Origin of the sequence: Acidaminococcus hominis (assembly GCF_022484025.1) — a bacterium.
Taxonomy (GTDB): domain Bacteria; phylum Bacillota; class Negativicutes; order Acidaminococcales; family Acidaminococcaceae; genus Acidaminococcus; species Acidaminococcus hominis.
This window is the reverse complement of record NZ_JAKVMG010000001.1, coordinates 1,233,995-1,254,788: the sequence shown is the minus strand read 5'-3', so window position 1 is coordinate 1,254,788 and position 20,794 is coordinate 1,233,995. Positions and strand designations below refer to the sequence as shown.

General features: G+C 53.7%; 23 protein-coding genes and 1 other annotated feature. Of the genes, 20 read left to right on the top strand and 3 right to left on the bottom strand.

Going from position 1 to position 20,794, the window contains the following annotated elements:
• Positions 1-49: 49 nt before the first annotated feature.
• Both LKE88_RS05550 and LKE88_RS05545 read right to left on the bottom strand, forming a co-directional pair.
• Positions 50-208, bottom strand: coding sequence for a hypothetical protein (locus LKE88_RS05550; protein ID WP_199614784.1), 159 nt, complete (start codon positions 206-208; stop codon positions 50-52).
• 13 nt (positions 209-221) lie between these two features.
• Positions 222-1,373 (bottom strand): sodium ion-translocating decarboxylase subunit beta, encoded by a 1,152-nt coding sequence (locus LKE88_RS05545; protein ID WP_105327097.1) that lies wholly within the window; start codon positions 1,371-1,373, stop codon positions 222-224.
• 299 nt (positions 1,374-1,672) lie between these two features.
• Between LKE88_RS05545 and LKE88_RS05540 the strand changes: the two genes are divergently transcribed.
• The 15 genes from LKE88_RS05540 (at position 1,673) to LKE88_RS05470 (ending at position 15,047) form a co-directional block, all read left to right on the top strand.
• The gene (locus LKE88_RS05540; RefSeq protein ID WP_276802998.1) at positions 1,673-2,689 is read left to right on the top strand and encodes an alpha-hydroxy-acid oxidizing protein; all 1,017 of its coding nucleotides are present in this window, start codon (positions 1,673-1,675) and stop codon (positions 2,687-2,689) included.
• Positions 2,690-2,696: 7 nt separating this feature from the next.
• Entirely contained in the window at positions 2,697-4,028 is a 1,332-nt protein-coding gene (locus LKE88_RS05535; protein WP_105327099.1) for a TrkH family potassium uptake protein, read from the top strand.
• Positions 4,029-4,043: 15 nt separating this feature from the next.
• Positions 4,044-4,703 carry a potassium channel family protein gene (locus tag LKE88_RS05530; protein ID WP_105327100.1) on the top strand — a complete coding sequence of 220 codons (660 nt, stop codon included), beginning with the start codon at positions 4,044-4,046 and terminating at the stop codon, positions 4,701-4,703.
• Positions 4,700-5,482, top strand: coding sequence for a TrmH family RNA methyltransferase (locus tag LKE88_RS05525; RefSeq protein WP_105327101.1), 783 nt, complete (start codon positions 4,700-4,702; stop codon positions 5,480-5,482). The genes LKE88_RS05530 and LKE88_RS05525 overlap by 4 nt, the downstream gene beginning before the upstream one ends.
• A gap of 64 nt (positions 5,483-5,546) precedes the next feature.
• Positions 5,547-5,763 (top strand) — a binding site (T-box leader).
• 93 nt (positions 5,764-5,856) lie between these two features.
• Complete coding sequence (gene ileS / locus LKE88_RS05520) at positions 5,857-8,601, top strand: isoleucine--tRNA ligase (RefSeq protein WP_255668147.1); 2,745 nt, start codon at positions 5,857-5,859, stop codon at positions 8,599-8,601.
• A 125-nt stretch (positions 8,602-8,726) separates the two neighbouring features.
• On the top strand, positions 8,727-9,023 hold the full coding sequence (locus LKE88_RS05515; protein WP_105327103.1) for a metal-sensing transcriptional repressor: 297 nt from the start codon (positions 8,727-8,729) through the stop codon (positions 9,021-9,023).
• A gap of 43 nt (positions 9,024-9,066) precedes the next feature.
• The gene (locus tag LKE88_RS05510; protein WP_105327104.1) at positions 9,067-9,273 is read left to right on the top strand and encodes a heavy-metal-associated domain-containing protein; all 207 of its coding nucleotides are present in this window, start codon (positions 9,067-9,069) and stop codon (positions 9,271-9,273) included.
• A gap of 102 nt (positions 9,274-9,375) precedes the next feature.
• Positions 9,376-10,014: a flavodoxin family protein gene (locus LKE88_RS05505; RefSeq protein ID WP_276802992.1), complete on the top strand. Its 639-nt coding sequence runs from the start codon at positions 9,376-9,378 to the stop codon at positions 10,012-10,014.
• A 177-nt stretch (positions 10,015-10,191) separates the two neighbouring features.
• On the top strand, positions 10,192-10,626 hold the full coding sequence (locus tag LKE88_RS05500; RefSeq protein WP_231086485.1) for an OmpH/Skp family outer membrane protein: 435 nt from the start codon (positions 10,192-10,194) through the stop codon (positions 10,624-10,626).
• Between the two features lie 178 nt (positions 10,627-10,804).
• The gene (locus LKE88_RS05495) at positions 10,805-11,131 is read left to right on the top strand and encodes a thioredoxin family protein (protein WP_105327106.1); all 327 of its coding nucleotides are present in this window, start codon (positions 10,805-10,807) and stop codon (positions 11,129-11,131) included.
• Positions 11,128-12,051 carry a thioredoxin-disulfide reductase gene (gene trxB / locus LKE88_RS05490; protein WP_199614782.1) on the top strand — a complete coding sequence of 308 codons (924 nt, stop codon included), beginning with the start codon at positions 11,128-11,130 and terminating at the stop codon, positions 12,049-12,051. Before LKE88_RS05495 ends, trxB begins: the two co-directional genes overlap by 4 nt.
• 54 nt (positions 12,052-12,105) lie before the next feature.
• On the top strand, positions 12,106-12,615 hold the full coding sequence (locus LKE88_RS05485; RefSeq protein WP_105327108.1) for an RrF2 family transcriptional regulator: 510 nt from the start codon (positions 12,106-12,108) through the stop codon (positions 12,613-12,615).
• Between the two features lie 32 nt (positions 12,616-12,647).
• The gene (locus LKE88_RS05480; RefSeq protein ID WP_105327109.1) at positions 12,648-13,370 is read left to right on the top strand and encodes an SIMPL domain-containing protein; all 723 of its coding nucleotides are present in this window, start codon (positions 12,648-12,650) and stop codon (positions 13,368-13,370) included.
• Between the two features lie 7 nt (positions 13,371-13,377).
• Entirely contained in the window at positions 13,378-14,121 is a 744-nt protein-coding gene (locus LKE88_RS05475) for a 5'-methylthioadenosine/S-adenosylhomocysteine nucleosidase family protein (RefSeq protein ID WP_105327110.1), read from the top strand.
• 20 nt (positions 14,122-14,141) lie between these two features.
• Complete coding sequence (locus LKE88_RS05470) at positions 14,142-15,047, top strand: PhzF family isomerase (RefSeq protein WP_105327111.1); 906 nt, start codon at positions 14,142-14,144, stop codon at positions 15,045-15,047.
• Positions 15,048-15,141: 94 nt separating this feature from the next.
• Here LKE88_RS05470 and LKE88_RS05465 read toward each other — a convergent pair whose 3' ends face one another.
• Complete coding sequence (locus LKE88_RS05465; protein ID WP_105327112.1) at positions 15,142-16,011, bottom strand: phosphoribosylaminoimidazolesuccinocarboxamide synthase; 870 nt, start codon at positions 16,009-16,011, stop codon at positions 15,142-15,144.
• A gap of 464 nt (positions 16,012-16,475) precedes the next feature.
• Between LKE88_RS05465 and LKE88_RS05460 the strand changes: the two genes are divergently transcribed.
• From LKE88_RS05460 to LKE88_RS05440, 5 genes are read left to right on the top strand one after another with little or no spacing between them, the layout of a single operon-like run.
• Positions 16,476-16,745, top strand: a complete 270-nt coding sequence (locus LKE88_RS05460) for an ACT domain-containing protein (RefSeq protein WP_105327113.1) — start codon at positions 16,476-16,478, stop codon at positions 16,743-16,745.
• Positions 16,746-16,759: 14 nt separating this feature from the next.
• Positions 16,760-18,121, top strand: coding sequence for a PFL family protein (locus LKE88_RS05455; RefSeq protein ID WP_105327114.1), 1,362 nt, complete (start codon positions 16,760-16,762; stop codon positions 18,119-18,121).
• Positions 18,121-18,753: an endonuclease III gene (nth, locus tag LKE88_RS05450; RefSeq protein WP_105327115.1), complete on the top strand. Its 633-nt coding sequence runs from the start codon at positions 18,121-18,123 to the stop codon at positions 18,751-18,753. The genes LKE88_RS05455 and nth overlap by 1 nt, the downstream gene beginning before the upstream one ends.
• Before the next feature lie 19 nt (positions 18,754-18,772).
• Positions 18,773-20,308, top strand: coding sequence for a hypothetical protein (locus LKE88_RS05445; RefSeq protein ID WP_105327116.1), 1,536 nt, complete (start codon positions 18,773-18,775; stop codon positions 20,306-20,308).
• A gap of 8 nt (positions 20,309-20,316) precedes the next feature.
• Positions 20,317-20,703 (top strand): hypothetical protein, encoded by a 387-nt coding sequence (locus LKE88_RS05440; RefSeq protein WP_105327117.1) that lies wholly within the window; start codon positions 20,317-20,319, stop codon positions 20,701-20,703.
• Positions 20,704-20,794 lie beyond the last annotated feature (91 nt).

The window sequence follows — 20,794 nt, the reverse complement described above, 5'->3', positions numbered from 1 at the left end:
TCCTTCTATTATAAAAGAAGGAGCGCAGGAGAAACAAGGGGATAATGGATTAGCGTTTTCTTTTGCTGCCGGCAGGCACCGCATCGGGGCTCACCGGGAACAATTTTACCAGGCCGTAGGTAATGGCGGCAAACAGGGCCATAACCACAAAGACCAGGGGATAGGCGATTACCAGAAGTTCCAAAGCAGCTTGTACACTATTTGTCATCATAAAGCCTCCTTTACATGAGAACCGGAATCAGCGCCATAACAAGGCCGCCTGCTACCACAGAAGCCACCTGGCCCGCTACGTTGACGCCGATGGCCTGCTGGATAATGAAGTTGCTGGGGTCTTCCTTCAGGGCCATTTTGGCAATTACCCGGCCGGAAATGGGGAAGGCGGAAATGCCACAGGCCCCAATCATGGGGTTGATTTTTTTGGTCAGAAACAGGTTGGCCAATTTGGCAAACAGCAGACCGCCCACCGTATCAAATACGAAGGCTACGGCACCCAGGCAGAGAATCTTCAGGACCTGGATGGTCAGGATATTTTCCGCGGTCATGGTGGCGCCTACGGTAATGCCCAGCAGCAGGGTTACCAGGTTGGTGAGCTCGTTTTGGGCCGTTTTGGCCAGGGAGTCACAAACTCCGGATACCTTCAGCAGATTGCCGAACATCAGGGCTCCAATCAGGGGAACGGAAATGGGCGCCAGGATACCGGCTACCAGGGTGACCATCAGGGGAAACAGGAACAGGGCCGTTTGGGAAACGGGCTTTTCTTCCTTATAGTGCATCTTGATCCGCCGTTCTTCCTTGCTGGTCAGCAGTTTCACAATGGGCGGCTGGATAATGGGCACCAGGGACATGTAACAGAAGGCAGTTACCGTAAGAGGTGCCAGCATTTCCGTGGCAAATTTCTGGGCCACGAAGATGGTGGTGGGGCCGTCGGCTGCACCTATGATGCCGATGGAAGCTGCTTCGTTAAAGGGGAAACCCACCAGGGCTGCGCAGATGGTGGCGGCAAAAATCCCCAAATGGGCGGCGGCTGCAAACAGCATCATGTAGGGGGCACGGAGCAGGGGGGCAAAGTCGCACATGGCGCCAATGCCGATAAAAATCAGCACCGGGAACAGTTCGTTGGCAATGCCGGCCTGGTACAGGACGGTGAGAAAGCCCGGCTCCCCGCCGCCCGTGGGCATTACGGCAAAATGGCCGGGAATGTTGGCCAGGATACAGCCTAGTCCCATAGGGAACAGGAGAACGGGCTCGTAGCCCTTCTTGACTCCCAGGTAGATCAGCAGGAAACCGACGGCAAACATAATCCAGACCGTGGGGTCCGACATACCCATGACGCCGGCAAATAATTCCTGGAATACGGTACTTGTGCTAGACATACATCATCACCTCAGCAAAATTTTGTCTTCCCGGCACGGGAGGGGAAAATCCCTGAAAAAAGAGGACCCAACATTTTTCAATGCCAGGTCCTCTACAGCCTTTCTACCCCCGTGCCATCCGTAGAAAGGGATTATGCAGTTTTGTTGGGGCCGCGCCTCTCGAGTTGACCGAACACCCATAAAGATTACACAACTAGTATAAGGCATTTTTCTCGTTTACGCAAGTTCTTCTCCTGGGTCCCTTGTGGTATAATAGGGGAAAAATGTAAATTCCTGAACAACAGGGGGGAGTGTTACCTATGGATTATAAAGAGGTAATGGAAGAAGCGAAAAAGGTTTTAGGCAAGTGCAAAGGCTGCCCGGTGTGCAATGGCGTTGCCTGCCGCAATACCATTCCTGGCCCTGGCGCCAAAGGTGTAGGGGATACGGCCATCCGCAACTACAACAAATGGCAGGAAGTCCGGGTTGTGATGGACACCCTGTGTGAAAAGCGGCCGGTGGATACCTCCATCGAACTGTTTGGCCGTACTTTTAAATACCCGATTTTTGCTGGCCCGGTGGGTGCTGTGGCCATGCACTACAGCGATAAGTACAATGACGTAACCTACAATGCGGAGCTGGTTCCTGGCTGCGCCGAAGCGGGCATTGCTGCCTTTACCGGCGACGGCATGGATCCCCAGGTCATGCAGGGTGCCACCCAGGCCATCAAAGCCTGCGGGGGCTTGGGCGTGCCCACGGTAAAACCCTGGAATACCCAGATGATTGCTGAAAAAATGGCGCTGGTAAAAGATGCTGGTGCCTTTGCGGTGGCTATGGACGTGGATGCGGCCGGACTGCCTTTCCTGAAAAACTTTGTGCCCCCTGCCGGGAGCAAATCCGTGGCCGAAATGGCAGAAATCATCGGCCTGGCTGGCCGTCCCTTTATTGTCAAGGGCATCATGAGCGTTAAGGGTGCCCTGAAGTCCAAAGAAGCCGGGGCAGCTGCCATCATCGTATCCAACCATGGGGGCCGGGTACTGGACCAAAGTCCTGCAACGGCAGAAGTGCTGCCGGAAATTGTGGAAGCTGTCAAAGGTTCCGGCCTGAAGATCCTGGTGGACGGCGGCATCCGCACCGGCGTAGATGTATTCAAGGCTTTGGCCATGGGCGCTGATGCCGTGGTTATTGCCAGACCCTTTGTGACTGCCGTTTATGGCGGCGGCAAGGAAGGGGTCAAGCTGCTGGCTGCCAAACTGGGTGCTGAGCTGGCGGACACCATGGAAATGTGCGGGGCTGCTTCCCTTAGCGAAATCAGCAGCGCCATGATTCGGAGGTAAGAAATTCTTGAGCAGGGTACATCATTTTTCCCCGTCACAGATTATTGCGCTCACCTTTGCCGGGCTGATTCTTACAGGGGCACTGCTGCTTATGCTGCCCCTGTCCAGTGCCCAGGGCACTTGGCTGCCTTTTGTGGATGCGCTGTTTACAGCGGCTTCCGCTTCCTGCGTTACCGGCCTTGTGGTAGTGGATACGGGGACTTATTTTTCCCTGTTCGGCCAGCTGGTGCTCATTGCCCTGATCCAATTGGGGGGCCTGGGCCTGATGCTGTTTGCTACGCTGTTTTCTGTGGCCATGGGCCGGAGAATCAGCCTTCAGGACCGGCTGAACATCCAGGCTTCCCTGAACCAGAACGATATGGAAGGGCTGGTGCGGATGTGTATCCGGGTGGCCAAATATACCCTGGCCATTGAGGGCTTTTTCGGTACTATTTTAGCCTTCCGGTTCTATCCGGAATTTGGCCTTCGAGGCATCTACTACGGCTATTGGCACGCCATCTCGGCCTTCTGCAATGCAGGCTTTGATTTGTTTGGCCAGTACCAGAGCCTGGTGCGCTACGTAACGGACCCCACCATCAATCTGGTAATCTGTATTTTGATTGTTTTGGGCGGCTTGGGCTTTGCGGTGATGAGCGACTGTCTGGAAAAGAAATTCCGGTTTGCCCGGCTGCGGCTTCACAGCAAAATGGTGCTGGTGGCCACGGCAGCTCTTATTGTGGCCGGTACCGTGGGGTTTGCCTTTTTGGAGCATGGGAATATGGGCACTATTGGAAGCCTTTCCCCGGCAGGCCAGTTCTGGGCCAGCCTGTTCCAGTCAGTAAGTCCCCGTACGGCGGGCTTTAACACGGTGGACATCAACAGTATGCGCAGTCCCACCATGGTGCTGACCATTCTCCTGATGTTTATCGGCGCGTCCCCGGCTTCCACCGGCGGCGGGATCAAGACCACTACCTTTGCCCTGCTGCTGCTGAATATCTGGCAGGTGCTCCACGGCAAGGACGAGTGTGTGGTCTACGGCCGGCGCATTGGGGACGAGACCATGTTCCAGGCCTTTGCCATTACCAGCATGTCGCTGATCTGGGTGACGGCAGCGGTGCTGTGCATCACCTATCTGGAAGATACCAGCTTTTTGTATGCACTTTTTGAAGTGGTTTCCGCCTACGCAACCGTGGGCCTTTCCACGGGACTCAGCCAGCATTTGTGCACGGCCAGCAAGATTATCCTGACGCTGACCATGTACACTGGCCGGGTAGGGGTTATGACCTTTGCCCTGGCGCTGACGGCCCGGAAAGACAGCGGCCATATCCGGTACCCGGAAGAAAAAATCATCATTGGTTAGGAGTACATAGAAATCATGAAAGAAAAACGGCAGTTTGTAATCTGGGGCCTGGGCCGGTTCGGCAGCAGCGTAGGAGAAACCCTGGTTCACCTGGGGCACGATGTGCTGGGGGTGGACAAGGACGAGGATGCCGTCCAGGATATGGCGGATAAGCTGACCCATGTGGTGCTGTGCGACGTCATTGACGAAAAAACCGTCAAAAGCCTGGGTATCCGGAACTTTGACGTAGCCATTGTGGCCATTGGGGACCTGGAACCCAGCCTTCTGTGCACCATGCTCATGAAGGAAACCGGGGTAAAGACCATTGTGGCCAAGGCTTCCTCCACCCTGCACGGAAAAATGCTGGAGAAGCTGGGAGCCACCCGGGTCATCTATCCGGAACGGGATATGGGCCGGCGGGTAGGCCATAACCTGGCTTATACCAATATCATGGACTTTATCGAGCTGTCGGACAATATGTGCCTGATGGAAATTGCCATCTCCGAGAAAATGGTGGGCAAGAGCCTGGCAGATTTGGATGTGCGGCGGAAATACAAAGTCAACGTGGTGGCGGTGAAGCATGAAGACGGCACCACGGAAATCAGCCTGGATCCTACCAAGGCCCTGCTGGCCGGGGATATGATGGTGGTCATCGGGTCCCGGCAAAGCGTAGAAGCCCTGGAGGACGGTATATGATCAGTGAAATTACATCCCTAAAAAATGATTTGGTGAAGCGGGCAGCTTCCCTGAAAGTGAAAAAATACCGGCAGCGGGAGCAGCTGTTCCTGCTGGAGGGCAAGCGGGCGGTGGACGAAGCCCGGCGTTCTTCCTGGCAGATCCAGGCCTACTTCTTTACCAAACTGCCGGAAGAATGGACCCAGGAAGCGGATGCTGGAGACACGCCCTATTACCAGGTAACCGAAGCGGTGATGGAAAAAATCACGGCTACGGAAGATCCCCAGGGGGTGGCGGCTTTGGTGGCCCTAAAAGAAACCCCGTTAAAGGATTTTCACCCGGCCAAGGGTCTGGTATTGGTGCTTGATAAAATCCGGGACCCGGGCAACACCGGGACCCTGATTCGGACCGCCGATGCCCTGGGGGCTGCCGGGGTGATTCTTTTGGCAGAGACGGCGGACCTGTACAACCCCAAGGTGGTGCGCTCCACCATGGGCTCCCTGTTCCACCTGCCGGTGTTTACCGGGGTGACCCAGGAAGAGCTGTTAAACTGGTGCCGGAAGGAGCAGTTTACCCTGTGGGCGACAGCACTGGAAGGGGCAAAGAACGTAACGGAAACCGCTTGGCCCCAAAAAACTGCCCTGGTTATGGGCAGCGAAGCGGAAGGGGTGGACCCGGCGCTTCTTGCCCAGGCGGATACCAAAATCATGATTCCTATGGCAGGCCAGGCGGAAAGCCTGAACGTGGCCATTGCTGGAGGAATTCTCCTGTTTTTGGGTTCCCAGGGCCAAAAGGCCTAGCAAAGGGCGAAAGGTTTATTGACGGAAAATCCTAAGAAGTGTATAATAAAGCGTAAATTTAATACACAAGGCGATGACAGAGACAGTACGGCCAGCAATCGGTGCAGCGATTCGGGGACAGTGGGAGCCCGGACAGGAGAGCGCAGGCAGGAACATCACTCTGGAGCCGGTCTTTGAAACAGCAGTAAAAGACCCGGTTTATGCCCGTTACGGCATACGAGTGGCAGCAGTTTTGCTGTCATGAGGGTGGTACCACGGGTCTGTAACGTCTCGTCCCTTAGGGGACGGGACGTATTTTTTTGGAGGTGTAACAAGTGAGCAGCGAAAAAGATCAGTACAGCAACACGCTAAACCTGCCGAAAACCGATTTCCCTATGCGGGCAGGACTTCCCAAGCGGGAACCGGATTTCCTGGATTTCTGGTATAAAAATGATGTGTACGGGGAAAAGCAAAAACTCCATGCCGGCCATAAGAAGTTTGTCCTGCATGATGGCCCTCCCTATGCCAACGGCAAGATTCATATGGGTCATGCCCTGAACAAAATTCTGAAAGACATCATTGTCAAATACAAATACGCCAGAGGTTACGATACCCCTTACGTACCGGGCTGGGATACCCACGGCATGCCCATTGAGCACGCCTGCATCAAGGCCACCGGGGTGGACCGCCACAAGCTGAGTCCTGTAGAACTGCGGAAAATGTGCCGGGAATACGCCCTGGAATGGATTGACACCCAGCGCAGCGACTTTAAGCGCCTAGGCGTACTGGGGGACTGGGCCCATCCCTACGTTACCCTGGATCCCCATTTTGAAGCGGAACAGGTGCGGGTATTTGGTACCATGGCCAACAAGGGCTATATCTATAAGGGCAAGAAAACCGTTTACTGGTGCCCCCACTGCGAAACTGCCCTGGCAGAAGCCGAAATCGAATATGCTGACCAGAAAACCCCGACCATTTTCGTCAAGATGCCTCTGGTCAAGGATAACGGGCTGACTCCGGAAGAAGCCAAGGGTAAACCGGCCTACATGGTTGTTTGGACCACCACCCCCTGGACCATTCCTGCCAACGTGGCTGTCGCTGTAAACCCGGAGGTGGAATACGCCTGGGTGGAATATAACGGCGAAGTATTGATCATGGCAGCAGAACTGGTGGACAAGGTAGCCGAAGAATGCGGCGTCACCTTTGGTCCTGTTCTGGGCACTACCCAGGGCCGGAAATTTGAACTGGCTGAATGCGTCCATCCTTTCCCGGAATATAACCACCGGAAATCCCTGGTAGTCCTGGCCGACTATGTTGACCTGGAAACCGGTTCTGGCTGTGTACATACCGCTCCTGGCCACGGCGACGTGGACTATTTGACCGGTCTGAAATACAACCTGCCCATCCTGTGTCCTGTGGACGAAAAGGGCTGCTTCACCGACGAGGCCGGTGAAATGCTCAAGGGCAAGTTTGTCTTCGACAGCAACGGACTGGTCATCAAACACCTGGCTGAACTGAACGTACTGCTGGGCAAAAAGACCATCCATCACCAATACGCCCACTGCTGGCGCTGCAAGAACCCCATCATCTACCGGGCTTCCGAACAATGGTTTGCTTCCGTAGACGGGTTCCGCCAGGAAGCACTGGACGCCATTGCCAACGATGTAAAATGGATTCCCAGCTGGGGCGAATCCCGGATCCACAACATGGTGGCTGACCGCCATGACTGGTGTATTTCCCGGCAGAGAGTCTGGGGCGTGCCCATTCCCATCTTCTACTGCGAAGACTGCGGGGAACCCCTGATTAACCCGGATACCATCGAAGCCGTAGCCAATATTTTCGAAACCGAAGGCAGCGACGCCTGGTGGAACCATACGGCAGAAGAACTGCTGCCCCAGGGTACCAAGTGCAGCAAATGCGGCGGCACTCATTTCCGCAAGGAAAAGGACATCATGGACGTGTGGTTCGACTCCGGTTCCTCCCATATGGGCGTACTGACCAAACGGCCGGAACTGCAATGGCCGGCGGATATGTACCTGGAAGGCAGTGACCAGCACAGAGGCTGGTTCCAGTCCTCCCTGCTAACCTCCGTAGCTGTTACCGGCAAGGCGCCTTACCGTTCCGTTCTGACCCACGGCTACGTGCTGGATGGGGAAGGCCGGAAGATGAGCAAATCCCTGGGCAATGTGGTGGTTCCCCAGGAAGTCATTTCTCAATACGGGGCAGATATTGTCCGCCTGTGGGTGGCTTCCACCGACTACAAGCAGGACGTGCGGATTTCGCCCGTAATCCTGAAACAGCTGGCTGAAGTGTACCGGAAAGTCCGGAACACCATTCGCTACATCCTGGGCAACACCTACGACTTTGACTATGAAAAAGACAAGGTTGCCTTTGACCAAATGGAAGAGCTGGACCAATGGGCTCTCATGCGCTTTGAAGAACTGAAGAACGAAGTGGAGCAGGCCTACGAAGAATACGATTTCCACGTACTGTTCCATGCCATCCATGACTTCTGCACGGTGGACATGAGTGCCTTCTACCTGGATATCATCAAGGACCGGCTGTACACCAGCAAGCAAAACAGCCAAAAACGGCGTTCTGCCCAAACGGCCATGTATCAGATCCTGAAGGAACTGATGGTGATGCTGATGCCGGTACTGAGCTTTACCATGGAAGAAGTCTACCAGTATATGAATAAACCGGCTGACGCGCCTTTGAGCGTACAGATGCTGCCCTGGCCGGAACATCATGCCGAATACATCAACAAGGAACTGGAAGAAAAATGGAATGCCTTCCTGGCCATCCGGGGCGAAATCACCAAGGTCCTGGAAAATGCCCGGAGAGCCAAGACCATCGGCCATTCCCTGGATGCCAAAGTGGTTCTGTATGCCGAAGGGGATGCCCTGGCCGAGCTGAAGGCCCTGGAAAGCCATTTGCCGGCTCTCCTGATTGTTTCCCAGGCAGAACTCCACGAAGGTCTGGGTGCCGACGGGGAAGAAACCGGCCGCAGTGACCTGAAGGTTGCTGTCCTGCCGGCGGACGGGGAAAAATGCGAACGCTGCTGGTGCTACAGCACCACCGTTGGCCAGAACCCGGAACACCCCACCCTGTGCTCCAAGTGCTGCGAAGCAGTGGACTAAAACAAGAATAGCTTGCAGTAGGAAGGTGCGGCTTAGGCTGCACCTTTCTTTTTATGACTGGAAAGGTGGGATATTGACAAACCGCCGCCAGCTACGTACAATATACGTAACGGAGGTATCGTACTATGGAACATGAAGAGAAATATAAAGTGCGCGATAAGGACGGCAAAGAGTACAAGGACCTGATTGCCCGCCTGAACCGGATTGAAGGCCAGGTGCGGGGGGTAAAGCGCATGGTGGAAGAAGACCGGTATTGCGTGGATATCCTGACCCAGGTCAGCGCCATTACCTGCGGCTTGAATGCGTTCAACAAAAAACTACTAGCCAACCACATCAAAAGCTGCGTAGTCAACGATATCCGTGCCGGGGACGATTCCGTGGTGGATGAGCTGTGCGAAACCCTGCAGAAGCTGATGAAATAAGCCCGGAACGCCAAAAATTGTAAGGGTCCAAGGAGGATTTCAGATGGAAAAGATTGTAAAAGTCAACGGCATGATGTGCCAGAATTGCCAAAAGCATGTACGGGAAGCCCTGGAAGCTATGGACGGCGTAACGGCTGTAGAAGTAAGCCTGGAAAACAAGAACGCCAAAGTGGAAATGAGCCGGGACATTCCTGCTGACGAATTCAAGAAAGTCATCGAAGACGCTGGCTACGAATTTGCCGGCTGCTAAGTGGCTCCAATAAACATAATACAAAGAAACCGTCCTTAAGGGGGCGGCTTCTTTGCGTATAGGCAAAGGTATATCCTGGGGGTGTACCGGAAGGGGAGAAATATGAAAGTATTACTGGTAAACGGCAGCAGCCATACCAATGGCACCACCATGGCTGCGCTAAACGAAATGATCAAGGTATTTCAGGCTGAAAACGTGGAAACGGAAGTAATCCAGCTGGGGGGCAAGCCCATTGCGGACTGCCTCCAGTGCGGCTACTGCTTTACCCACGAAGGCTGCGTCATGAAGGACGACGGAGTCAACGACTTTGTGAAAAAGGCGGAGCAGGCAGACGGCTTCGTTTTTGCTTCACCTACCTATTTTGCCCATCCCAGCGGCCGGCTGTTTTCTTTCATGGACCGGGTGTTTTTCAGCGCCGCCACTGGGGAAGTGTGCAAGGCCTTCCAGTTTAAGCCCGGCGCTGCGGTAGCGGTAGCACGCCGGGGCGGCACCTCTGCTACCCTGGACGCCATCAACAAGTATTTTGGCATTGCCCAGATGCCGGTGGCCGGGTCCACCTATTGGAATATGGTCCATGGGCTGGAAGCCAAGGATACAGCGGAAGACCTGGAAGGGCTCCAGACCATGCGGAACCTGGCCCGGAATATGGTATGGATGATGCGTTGCTTTGCCCTGGGACGGGAAAAAGGGATTCCTCTGCCGGCCACGGAGTCGGAAGCGTTTACCTGTTTTGTCCGGTAATACAGCAGTTCGAACTGGAAGCCGCTAAGCCTGGAAAAGGGCTAAAACGGCAGTTCTGGGGAAAAGGTGACGTAATTTCGCCATGTTTTTTCGGTTGCGCCTGGGTAGGGTCCATGATATAATTGCTCCTGTTAGATATTCAATTCCAAAGACCATTGGAAGAAAGGATGATTTTACGTGAAAAAACAATTTTTAGCTTTGGTAATGGCCCTGCTGGTATGCGTTGGTTACTCCGGAGTTATGGTTCCGGCAACGGCGTACGCTGCTGAGTCCATCGGCTATGTGGATCTGAATACAGTTTTTGCCCATCACCCTGATTTTGCTTCTGCCAGAGCAGCCATGAATCTGGAACAACAAAAAGCCCAAAAGGAATTTCAGGAAAAGGCTCCCAGCCTGGATGATAATGGCAAGAGAGCCCTGGACAACACCTTGACCGAACAAATCGCCAAGAGAGAACAGGATCTGTTCAACCCCATCCGCAAGAAGATTCTGGATGCCGTGCATAAAGTTGCCAAAGAAAAAGGCATCGACGTTGTCCTGACTTCCAGCGCTGTTGTTGAAGGCGGCACCGATATGACCAACGATGTACTGAAGGCTGTTGGCGCAAAATAATTGAATTAGCCTAGGGCTGTGCTTATGCACAGTCCTTTTTTGCGCCCTATTTGTGACCGGGCAGCGGCAATCCTGTGACAAGGCAGAATGTACATTGACAATTTTAACTGTGCTTGCTAAAATTACAGTATTGAAGCAATACAATCAGCAACTTCTATACAATTGGAGGATGAGCATAATGGAATTCTTGAAAGTGACTGAACAAAATTTTGACAGTGATGTACTGAAGAGCAGCAAACCGGTGGTTGTAGGTTTTTCCGCACCCTGGTGCGGTTATTGCAAACGGCTGAAACCGGCTATTGGCCAACTGGCTATGGAAATTGCCGACAAGGTCAGCTTTGGCGGCGTAAATATTGATGAAGAAGAAGAACTGGCCAAGAAATTCCAGGTAGAAACCATTCCCAGCCTGATGCTGGTAAAAGACGGCCAGTGCAGCGAATTGCTGGTAAACCCGCCTTCCAAGGCCGCAGTAAAGGAATGGCTGGAGGGTAAAGGCGTATTATGAGCAAGGCTTATGATGTGCTGATCATTGGCGGCGGGCCTGCCGGCTACACGGCAGCCCTGTACGCTGCCCGGAGCGGGTATTCTGCTGCGGTGCTGGAAAAATTGTCTCCGGGCGGCCAAATGGCCACCACGTCTGAAATCGAAAACTATCCTGGCTTCCCCGGGGTGGTGGATGGTTTCGAACTGGGAGAAAAGATGCAGCAGGGGGCCGAACAGGCCGGTGCTGAAACGGTGTATGCTGAAGTACGGGGCGTGGACCTGAAGGCCAACCCCAAGGTGGTGGAAACCTCCGAGGGAACGTTTACGGGTCGGGTAGTGATGCTTGCTACGGGGGCTTATCCCCGGGTACTGGGCATTCCCAAGGAAGATTCCCTGGTGAACCGGGGCGTTTCCTACTGTGCTACTTGTGACGGCAGCTTCTATAAAGGCAAGACGGTGGTAGTAAACGGCGGCGGCAATACGGCTGTAGGCGATGCCCTGTACCTGGCCAAGCTGGCCAAGAAGGTGTACCTGGTGCACCGGCGCCATGAGCTGCGGGCCACGCCTTTGTACCTGAAACGGCTGGAAGAAAACCACGTGGAAATTCTGTGGGATAGTGTTATCGAAGGGCTGGATTCTGACAAGAAGCTTACCGGCGTCAAGGTAAAGAATGTCAAAACGGGAGAAGTCCAGGAGGTACCCTGTGACGGGCTGTTTGTGGCCATTGGCCGTCAGCCGGAGAGTGCCCTGTTTGCTGGACAGGTAGAGCTGGACAAGGCAGGCTACATTGTGGCTGGGGAAGATACCAAAACTTCCGAACCCGGTGTCTTTGCCATTGGTGATGTGCGGACCAAAGAGGTGCGGCAGATCATCACCGCGGCGGCGGACGGCGCAGTGGCCGTGCATTACGCCGAGGAATTTTTGAACGAACAGGAAAAATAAAAGATATAGAGAAGGGCAGCGGCTTGAAAGCTTCTGCCCTAGAGAGGGAATAGCGTGAAAAGTGATTTTATAGTGGCGGTCCATGCACTGGTCTATCTGTCCCATCGGGGCTGTCTGGCATCCAGTGAAGAGCTGGCGGAAAATATCTGCACCAACCCGGCCCGTGTACGGAAAATCATGGGAAAACTGAAAAAGATGGGCATTATTACCACCCGAGAAGGTCATGTGGGCGGTTATTGCCCCTGTGAAGGGTTGGAAAAGGCTACCCTGTATGATATTGCCAAGGGCATGGGTACGGTGTTTGTGGACACCAAATGGCGCAGCGGCAACGAAGACATCAACTGCTTCATCAGTGGCGGTATGGCCCAGGTGTTTGACGGCCTGTACCAGGAACTGGACGATTTGTGCATGGAATATCTGAAAAAAATAACCCTGGGAGATGTGCTGCGGCAGATTGTGACCCAAAACCTGCAACATTTGGACCGGTGTCACGGAGCCCTGGAAGGGGACTGCCCGGCCTGGGACAACAGCAAGCAAAATCCCGGTCATAAGTTTGTGGTATAATAAGGGCATCTAAAACTGGAAAGGGTGGTTTTATGAAGAAAGCAGGAACGATTCTTCTGGCGGCTGCACTGGCGGTCTGCCTCCACATGCCTGCAGCCCTGGCGGATCAGCCCCTGGATACCATTTCCGTTTCGGGAGTGGCTTCCAAAGTGGTGGAACCGGACATGGCGACAGTAAACTTGTCCTATACCAAAAAGGGTGAAACGGTGGAAGAAGTGCGGCAGGCTGGTGCTCAGGTCAGCAAGGCGCTGCTGCGCACCATGCTGGAGCAGGGCATTGCCCAAGAGGACATCAGCTCTGTGGATTACAGCATTTCCCCGGTGTACCATTACGACAGGGACGGCCGGCAGAAGCAGGATGGCTATAGCCTGAACGCAGGTTGGACCGTTAAGGTTAAGAATCTGGCCAAGCTGGGTACCATCATTGACCAGAGTTTGACCACTGGGGTGGACCAGGTCAGCGGAGTGAATTTTGGCCTGCAGAACGAGGATTTGATCAAGAACCAACTGCTGGGACAGGCCGTGCAAAATGCCCGGTATTCTGCTCAGGCAGTAGCCAGTGCCGGCGGCCGGAATTTGGGCGTTCTGCGCCAAGCTTCCATTCCTTCGTCTTCTGTGGTGGAAGCACAGCCTATCTTGATGGCTCGGCTGGAAAAGGTGGGTTCTGCTGCCAATGACACTACTACCCTGGCTCCCAAAGCACTGACCATTACAGTACGGGTAAACACCTTGTTTGCCCTGGCTATGCCAGAGTGAGGCTGCTATGAAACAGCCGGAATTTCTTGCTGGAATGAAACCGGTGCTGCTGCAGGGCGCCATGGAGCTGGAAACAGCGGTGCTGCGTCAGGGCCTTACAGGGGTCCGGGAAGTTCATAAAGGAAATTTTAGCTTTTGGCAGGGAACCTTGGGTTCCCTGCCTGTTGTTGTTTCCCGGACGGGAATTGGTACGGCGGCGGCAGGAGCGGCAACAGCCCTGGGCTGCGCTCTCTTTCAGCCGGCCCTGGTGCTGAGCCAGGGGACGGCGGGGGGCTACGGTGAACTTCACCCCTATGACCTGGTGCTGGGCAGCCGGTATTTTAATGCCAATGCGCTGTATACGGCCCCCAGTGGGGACAAGCGGTATCTGTACCTGTCCCGGCTGGAGGAGGAAAGTGATGACGCCGCCTTTACCGGTACCGGGCCGCTGCCGGACCAGTGCAGCGGTGCGGTAATGGACTGGCTGCGCCAGGGTGCCGCTGGCTATACCCGGGGCAGGGTCGTGGAGGGGCTTATTGCTTCTTCTGACCAGTGGAACGCAGATCCTGGACGGATTGCCCAGGCGGCGCAGCTGACCCAGGCCCTTTGTGAGGAAATGGAAACAGCGGCAGCTGGGGAAACAGCCGCTCGGTTTGGCGTGCCCTTTGGAGCCGTCCGGGTTATTTCCAACAATAACCAGTTGGGAGAAGGTTTTCAGGCTGCAACAGCAGAGGTTCTGGCCCAATGGCTGCTGGAGCTATTAAAAAAATAAGATCAGGCGGAGGGGAAAACATGAAAAAGTACAAGGTGTATCAGGTGGACGCATTTACCACGGAGCGGTTCCGGGGAAACCCGGCCGGGGTGGTGGCCAATGCGGAAGGACTGACGGAGGAGCAGATGCTGGCCATTGCCCGGGAGCTGAACAACTCCGAAAGCGCATTTATTTTTCCGTCCCAGGAGGAGGGCGTGGACTGCCAGGTGCGGTTCTTTACCCCCAAAACGGAAGTGCCCATGTGCGGCCATGCTACCGTATCTGCTCATTATATCCGCTGCCTGACCGGGGAGGCCAAGCTGGGCCGGACCATCCAGAAAATCCAGGCAGGGGTCCTGCCGGTGGACATTGCCAAGGACGGGGACGATTATGTCATCACCATGACCCAGGGAACGCCCCATGTAGGGGAACCCTTTGCTGCACCGCTGGTGGGCCGGATCTGTGAGGCGCTGGGGATTACGCCCCTGGAGCTGCGCGGGGACTGCCCGGTAGCCTTTGCCAATACGGGGGCAGGGAAAATCATGGTGCCTTTGCGAGCCTTGGAGCAGCTAAACAGCCTGACGCCTGACCTGGGGGCTCTCACCAAAATCAGCCAGGAATTGGGTATTGGGGGCTACTATGTATTTACCCTCCATCCTGGGGAGGAGTACCTGGTACACGGGCGGACGTTCTCTCCTGCCATTGGCATTAATGAGGATCCGGTAACGGGCAACTCCAATGGCCCTTTGGGCGCCTACCTGGTGCATTATGGCATTTGTCAGGACACGGCTGCGGCAGACTCCTTTGACTTCAAGATTATCCAAGGGGAAGCCTTGGGCCGCCGGGGCCAAATGGGCGTCCATGTGGAAATTGCCCAGGGGGAACCTGTCCTGGTACAAATTTCCGGCAAGGCTGTGGTGTGTTTTGCCACGGAAATAGAGATTTGAGAACTGGACCTGGGAATTTCCCGGGTCTTTTTTTTGGGGCTTAAAGGGCATAAAAAAACGGATGCGCAAAAACGCATCCGTTTGAAGGTCTAGTTTAGAATTTTTTGCCAGTGAGCTTTTCGTAAGCTTCTTTGTACTTGGCAATGGTCTTGTCGATGACTTCCTGGGGCAGCAGGTAATCGCTGTCCGGGTTGGCTTTCAGCCAGTCACGGACGAATTGCTTGTCGTAGGAAGGTTGGCTCTTGCCGGCTTCGTAGCCTTCCAAAGGCCAGAAGCGGGAACTGTCCGGAGTGAGCATTTCATCGCCCAGGACGATTTCGCCTTTTTCGTTCAGGCCAAATTCCAGTTTGGTGTCGGCAATGATGATGCCTTTGGTGTAGGCATAGTCAGCGCATTTTTTGTACAGGGCAATGGTGTAGTCACGAATGGCTTCGGTGTATTCCTTGCCTTTGCCCGGGAAAATCTTTTCCAGATAGGTAACGCATTGGGCTTCGGAAATGTTTTCGTCATGATCGCCCAGTTCAGCTTTGGTGCTGGGGGTGAAAATGGGTTCAGGCAGTTTTTCAGATTCTTTCAGGCCGGCAGGCAGGGTGATACCGCAGACGGTGCCGTCCTTTTGGTAGGATTCCCAGCCGCTGCCGGTAATATAGCCACGGACGATGCATTCCACAGGAATCATGTTCAGTTTACGGCATTTCATGCTTTTGCCGGCAAATTCCGGGCTGCGGAAAAATTCGGGCATATCAGCCGGATCTACGGAGATCATGTGGTTGGGAATAATGTCCTTGGTGAAGTCGAACCAGAATTTGGACATTTGGGTCAGTACGGCACCCTTGTCCGTAATGGTGTTTTTCAGAATATGGTCGAAGGCAGAGATCCGGTCAGAAGCTACCATAATCAGGCTGTCGCCGATATCGTAAATCTCCCGAACTTTCCCGGATTTAAAAGGTTTGTATTCCTGCATGATCCATCCTCCTTAAAAAGTAGAAATAATGATTTTCTTCCCCTATCATACCACAAAGAAGGCTTTTGGTCGAATGTTTTTCAAAGATTTTACCATAATGTTTGTCTTATTTGTTACAATCGGGAGCACATTCGGCCTTTGCATGGCTCTTATTGGAATGGCTGCGGAAAAGACAGGGGAATGGGCATAGAAATTCCGAAAAATGGCAAACATTGTTCAGAAATCATTTTCTGACACAGGAAGAACTGAAAAAAAGGTTACGGGTATGCATTTGATACGTATAAATGTCTTTAACACGTACATAGAGAAAATGGGTACTCCAGGGGATGCATCAAGAATAATTGTCTATTTCACAAAAAAATCCGGATTATCCCCAGGAGAAATGGGTTCCAGCTATTTTCATTCTTTGTTCGATATCGTATAATTGAACATAAACCTGTTAAAGTAGAAAGGATGTTAAAAACATGCGTATTGTTATGACCATCGTTGGTGTCGATAAGGTAGGCATCATTGCAAAGGCCAGCAGCCTGCTGGCAGAAAACAATGTAAACATTTTGAATATCAACCAGAATATTGATGACGGTTTTTTCAACATGGTACTCATTGGGGACTTGGACAACGCTTCTATTTCCGTACAGGATCTGAAGGAACAGGCATCGGCCCTGGGACAGCAGCTGGGTGTGGAAATCCGCGTCCAGAGTGAAGACATTTTCATGGCCATGCACCGGATTTAGGAGGCAGACACAGCATGTTTTATGATATCAAAGATATTTTAGAAACCACCCAGATGATTACCAAAAACAATCTGGATGTGCGCACCATTACCATGGGCATCAGCCTGCGGGACTGCGCCGACCCAGATGTGAAGGTATGTGCTCAAAAAATCTACGACAAGATTACCCATACGGCCAAAGACCTGGTAAAGGTAGGTTCTGACCTGGAAGCAGAGCTGGGGGTACCCATTATCCACAAACGCATTTCCGTGACCCCCATTTCCCTGGTTGGGGAATCCTGCCAAACGGACAGTTACGTGCCCCTGGCCAAGGCCCTGGATGCTGCGGCCAAGGCTGTGGGTGTGAATTTCATTGGCGGCTTTAGCGCCCTGGTGGAAAAAGGCTATACCCATGGGGACCGTACGCTGATTGCTTCCATTCCGGAAGCGCTGGCCACCACGGACCTGGTGTGTTCTTCTGTGGCCATTGGTTCCACCAAGGCCGGCATCAACATGGACGCCGTAAAGCAAATGGGCCAGATCGTCAAAGAAACGGCCCGGCTGACGGCGGCAAACGATGCCTTGGGCTGCGCCAAACTGGTGATTTTCTGCAACCCTGTACAGGACAACCCCTTTATGGCCGGTGCCTTCCATGGGGTAACGGAACCGGAAAGCGTCATCAACGTAGGGGTTTCCGGACCTGGGGTGGTAAAGCACGCCTTGGAAGCCGTGCGGGGAGAAGATATTGGCGTAGTGGCCGAAACCATCAAGAAGACGGCTTTCAAGATTACCCGGGTAGGCCAATTGGTGGCTCAGGAAGCCGCCAAACGGTTAAACACCCAGTTTGGCATCATTGATTTGTCCCTGGCACCTACACCGGCTGTAGGGGACAGCGTGGCACATATCCTGGAAGAAATCGGGCTGGAAGCCTGCGGCTGTCCGGGAACCACGGCAGCCCTGGCCATGCTGAACGATGCTGTGAAAAAGGGCGGGCTTATGGCCTCCAGCTACGTGGGCGGTCTGAGCGGTGCCTTTATTCCTGTCAGTGAAGATGCCGGGATGATTGCAGCGGTAGAAAACCATGCCCTGAGCCTGGAAAAATTGGAAGCCATGACCTGCGTTTGCTCCGTTGGCCTGGATATGATTGCCGTTCCTGGGGATACCACGGCGGAAACCATTTCTGCGGTAATTGCTGACGAAGCAGCCATTGGCATGATCAACAACAAAACCACGGCTGTCCGGCTGATTCCTGTGCCGGGCAAAAAGGTGGGGGATAATGTGGAATTTGGCGGTCTTTTGGGCCATGCTCCCATCATTGCCGTGAACACGTTTAAACCCGATGTATTTATCAACCGGGGCGGCAGAATTCCCGCACCGGTAAGGAGTCTGACCAACTAATGAGAAAAAAAGAAAGGGTTCAGGCCATCTTGGCGGCACTGGAAGAAACGTATAAGGGGCAGGGAACTGCCCTTCATTACCGGACACCCTTTGAACTGCTGGTGGCGGTGATCCTCTCTGCCCAATGTACAGATGAGCGGGTGAATAAGGTGACTGCCCGGCTGTTTCCCCGGTATGATACCCCGGAGAAGCTAGGGGCCTTGACCCAGACCCAATTGGAAGCGCTGATTCATGACTGCGGCTTATTCCATTCCAAGGCAAAAAATATCTTGGCGACCTGCCAGGCCCTGAGCACGCAGTTTGCTTCCAAGGTACCTGAAACCATGAACGAGCTGCTGAGTCTGCCCGGGGTAGGCCGCAAGACCGCAGATGTAATGATGAGCGTGGCTTTTGGCAAGCCGGCCATTGCCGTGGATACCCATGTGTTCCGGGTAGCCCACCGGCTGGGCTTGTCGGAAGGAACTACGCCTCTGGCGGTAGAACAGGACCTGCAGAAGGCCATTCCCAAGCGTCAGTGGGGGGAAGCCCACCACTGGTTTATCTGGCACGGCAGAAAGGTGTGCCGGGCCCGGAAGCCCTTGTGCAGTGAGTGCCCGGTAGTGGACTACTGCCCGTCACGGATGCTGGACTGAAGAATGTAGGTGACCGCAAATGCAGAACGTATACGATGCTATCGACGATTTTTATACCCATGATCCCAACTGGAACGAACTGCTGCCCCGGGAGACGGTGGAAAACTATTTTCGGCAGCGGGCGTGGCAGGGGGCTCATGACTTCCAACTCCAAAAGGAATGGAAGGTGCTGGTGATGCTGTGCATCTACCTGGAAAACGCCGATTTGACCCTTGATGAACTAACCGGGGATGAACTGGTGGATGCCGTTTCCTGGTGCGGCCAGAATGTGGTGGATTTTACCCTTTCCTATACTTCCATTCAGTATTTTCTGGATACCCTGGGAAGCTTTTTTGTGTACCTGAAAAAACAAAAGAAACTCACCAGCAGCGTGGCTCCGTATCTGGCCAAAGAAATGCTCTTAAAGGATGATGGGACCGTTGCCCTGCTAGACAGCGACGGCCGTTATCTGCCCGGGGAAGAAGAACGGGAGGAAAACGCGGCGCCGCCGGCTGAGGGAAAGGTTTTTCTGAATGCCCAGGAGGAGCTTTTGGGGCTCATGTCAGAAATCCATCTGTTTTTCCAGAAGGACCAATTCAATGCAGATTTTGAACGGGCTGTGGCCCTGTATGAGGGAGCCCTGGGCCATATTGACATTAACGATGAAGCCGGCGAAGAATTTTGGCGGGGCTTCTGGGATTATTTTCTGTTCGATTATCATTTGATTCAGGAAGACGTGCCGGCCCTGACCTATTTCAAGGAGCATGGCAATACCGCCTACCTGGAGCTGTGCAATGAGTTAAATATGGCTTTTACTTCTGTCTTCTACATTGAAGATGTGATTCAGGAAGAACGCTACCTGGTTCGGGATTTTCTGACGGGAGAACCCTATTATGCAGGCTTTCATGTAGATAATTGGGACGGCCCTTTGGAAGAACAATTGTTTATGGGACATATTTTCGTAAACCGGAGCATGGGCATGAACTTCCTGGAGCCCTTCCATATTCCGCCCCTGGCCCAGAAACGGTTTATGGAGCTGCTCAGCGACTGTCTGGACTGGTTCGATGTGCAGCAGCCTGGTGCGGACTGGGACGACTTTTTGAACCGTCATTCCCTGCTGTGCCGGAAACTGCTGCATCTGGTGGAAAAGAACCCTGCTGGGGTGCGTTTTCCCTACGAAACGCAACAGCTGGACTATAGGCCGCCCCAACTTGGCAAAGATCCGTCCTATATTGAACGGCTTATTGAGAATATCTTTTTCAGCAGCCACCTAAGCGTCTACGATGTGACGCTGGCCCGGAACCTGTGGCAGGACTTCCTGAACACGGATCCCCACGTGGTACAGCTGCTGCCCCAGGTGTGGGCGGCAGCGGTGGTGGAAAATTATTTGGAAATCAACGAAAAACGGACTGCCCGGAATTTACCCTTCTTTAAGGACACCATGGGTATTTCTCCCATTGATTTGGAGCATGCCTACCAAGATATCCGGGATGCCCTGCAGCTGGAACCTTCTGATCCACGGTATCTGAACGAACAGGGCTTTTTGATGCTGTTTGCGAATGAGACTCAGAAGTAGGAGGAACCATGATTTGTAAACAATGCGGATTGGAATATCCGGATGATTTGGAGGCCTGTCCGGGCTGCCAGGCTCCCAATGAGGAGGTTACGGCCAGGGTGCTGACGGAAACCGAACGGGATTCCTTTGCCGGCACCACCATTGAAGCTAGGGTGGACGACGGGGAAACTGACGAAACATTTAAGGTCTACGACCAGGAGGATTTGCGCCGGGAAGAAGAAAAGAAAGCCCGGCTGGCACGGCTGAAAGCTGCCGGGCTTTCCATCCTGAAAACGGCCCTGGTGGTAGTGGCCCTGTTTACCCTGTTCGGGTTCCTTATGCCCGCCCTATTTGTTTTTCTGGTCATCGGCCTTGCCGTCTGCGCCGGCTGGTGGTTTATGCACCGAGGCTTCTGACGTTTTTGTTCAAGAGATACCTGGCTTGCCGGGTATCTTTTTTGGCTCTTCACGTTTTATTGTGGGATGGCAGATTTCTGCCATCCTTCTT

What these genes read in the sequence shown, in the direction of transcription:
- nth (WP_105327115.1), top strand. Translation starts at nt 18,121, where the DNA reads ATGAGAAAAAAAGAAAGGGTTCAGGCCATCTTGGCGGCACTGGAAGAA.
- LKE88_RS05480 (WP_105327109.1), top strand. Translation starts at nt 12,648, where the DNA reads ATGAAGAAAGCAGGAACGATTCTTCTGGCGGCTGCACTGGCGGTCTGC.
- LKE88_RS05515 (WP_105327103.1), top strand. Translation starts at nt 8,727, where the DNA reads ATGGAACATGAAGAGAAATATAAAGTGCGCGATAAGGACGGCAAAGAG.
- LKE88_RS05460 (WP_105327113.1), top strand. Translation starts at nt 16,476, where the DNA reads ATGCGTATTGTTATGACCATCGTTGGTGTCGATAAGGTAGGCATCATT.
- LKE88_RS05440 (WP_105327117.1), top strand. Translation starts at nt 20,317, where the DNA reads ATGATTTGTAAACAATGCGGATTGGAATATCCGGATGATTTGGAGGCC.
- LKE88_RS05475 (WP_105327110.1), top strand. Translation starts at nt 13,378, where the DNA reads ATGAAACAGCCGGAATTTCTTGCTGGAATGAAACCGGTGCTGCTGCAG.
- LKE88_RS05510 (WP_105327104.1), top strand. Translation starts at nt 9,067, where the DNA reads ATGGAAAAGATTGTAAAAGTCAACGGCATGATGTGCCAGAATTGCCAA.
- LKE88_RS05465 (WP_105327112.1), bottom strand. Translation starts at nt 16,011, where the DNA reads ATGCAGGAATACAAACCTTTTAAATCCGGGAAAGTTCGGGAGATTTAC.
- LKE88_RS05470 (WP_105327111.1), top strand. Translation starts at nt 14,142, where the DNA reads ATGAAAAAGTACAAGGTGTATCAGGTGGACGCATTTACCACGGAGCGG.
- ileS (WP_255668147.1), top strand. Translation starts at nt 5,857, where the DNA reads ATGCGGGCAGGACTTCCCAAGCGGGAACCGGATTTCCTGGATTTCTGG.
- LKE88_RS05530 (WP_105327100.1), top strand. Translation starts at nt 4,044, where the DNA reads ATGAAAGAAAAACGGCAGTTTGTAATCTGGGGCCTGGGCCGGTTCGGC.
- LKE88_RS05550 (WP_199614784.1), bottom strand. Translation starts at nt 208, where the DNA reads ATGACAAATAGTGTACAAGCTGCTTTGGAACTTCTGGTAATCGCCTAT.
- LKE88_RS05545 (WP_105327097.1), bottom strand. Translation starts at nt 1,373, where the DNA reads ATGTCTAGCACAAGTACCGTATTCCAGGAATTATTTGCCGGCGTCATG.
- LKE88_RS05455 (WP_105327114.1), top strand. Translation starts at nt 16,760, where the DNA reads ATGTTTTATGATATCAAAGATATTTTAGAAACCACCCAGATGATTACC.
- LKE88_RS05505 (WP_276802992.1), top strand. Translation starts at nt 9,376, where the DNA reads ATGAAAGTATTACTGGTAAACGGCAGCAGCCATACCAATGGCACCACC.
- LKE88_RS05445 (WP_105327116.1), top strand. Translation starts at nt 18,773, where the DNA reads ATGCAGAACGTATACGATGCTATCGACGATTTTTATACCCATGATCCC.
- trxB (WP_199614782.1), top strand. Translation starts at nt 11,128, where the DNA reads ATGAGCAAGGCTTATGATGTGCTGATCATTGGCGGCGGGCCTGCCGGC.
- LKE88_RS05540 (WP_276802998.1), top strand. Translation starts at nt 1,673, where the DNA reads ATGGATTATAAAGAGGTAATGGAAGAAGCGAAAAAGGTTTTAGGCAAG.
- LKE88_RS05495 (WP_105327106.1), top strand. Translation starts at nt 10,805, where the DNA reads ATGGAATTCTTGAAAGTGACTGAACAAAATTTTGACAGTGATGTACTG.
- LKE88_RS05525 (WP_105327101.1), top strand. Translation starts at nt 4,700, where the DNA reads ATGATCAGTGAAATTACATCCCTAAAAAATGATTTGGTGAAGCGGGCA.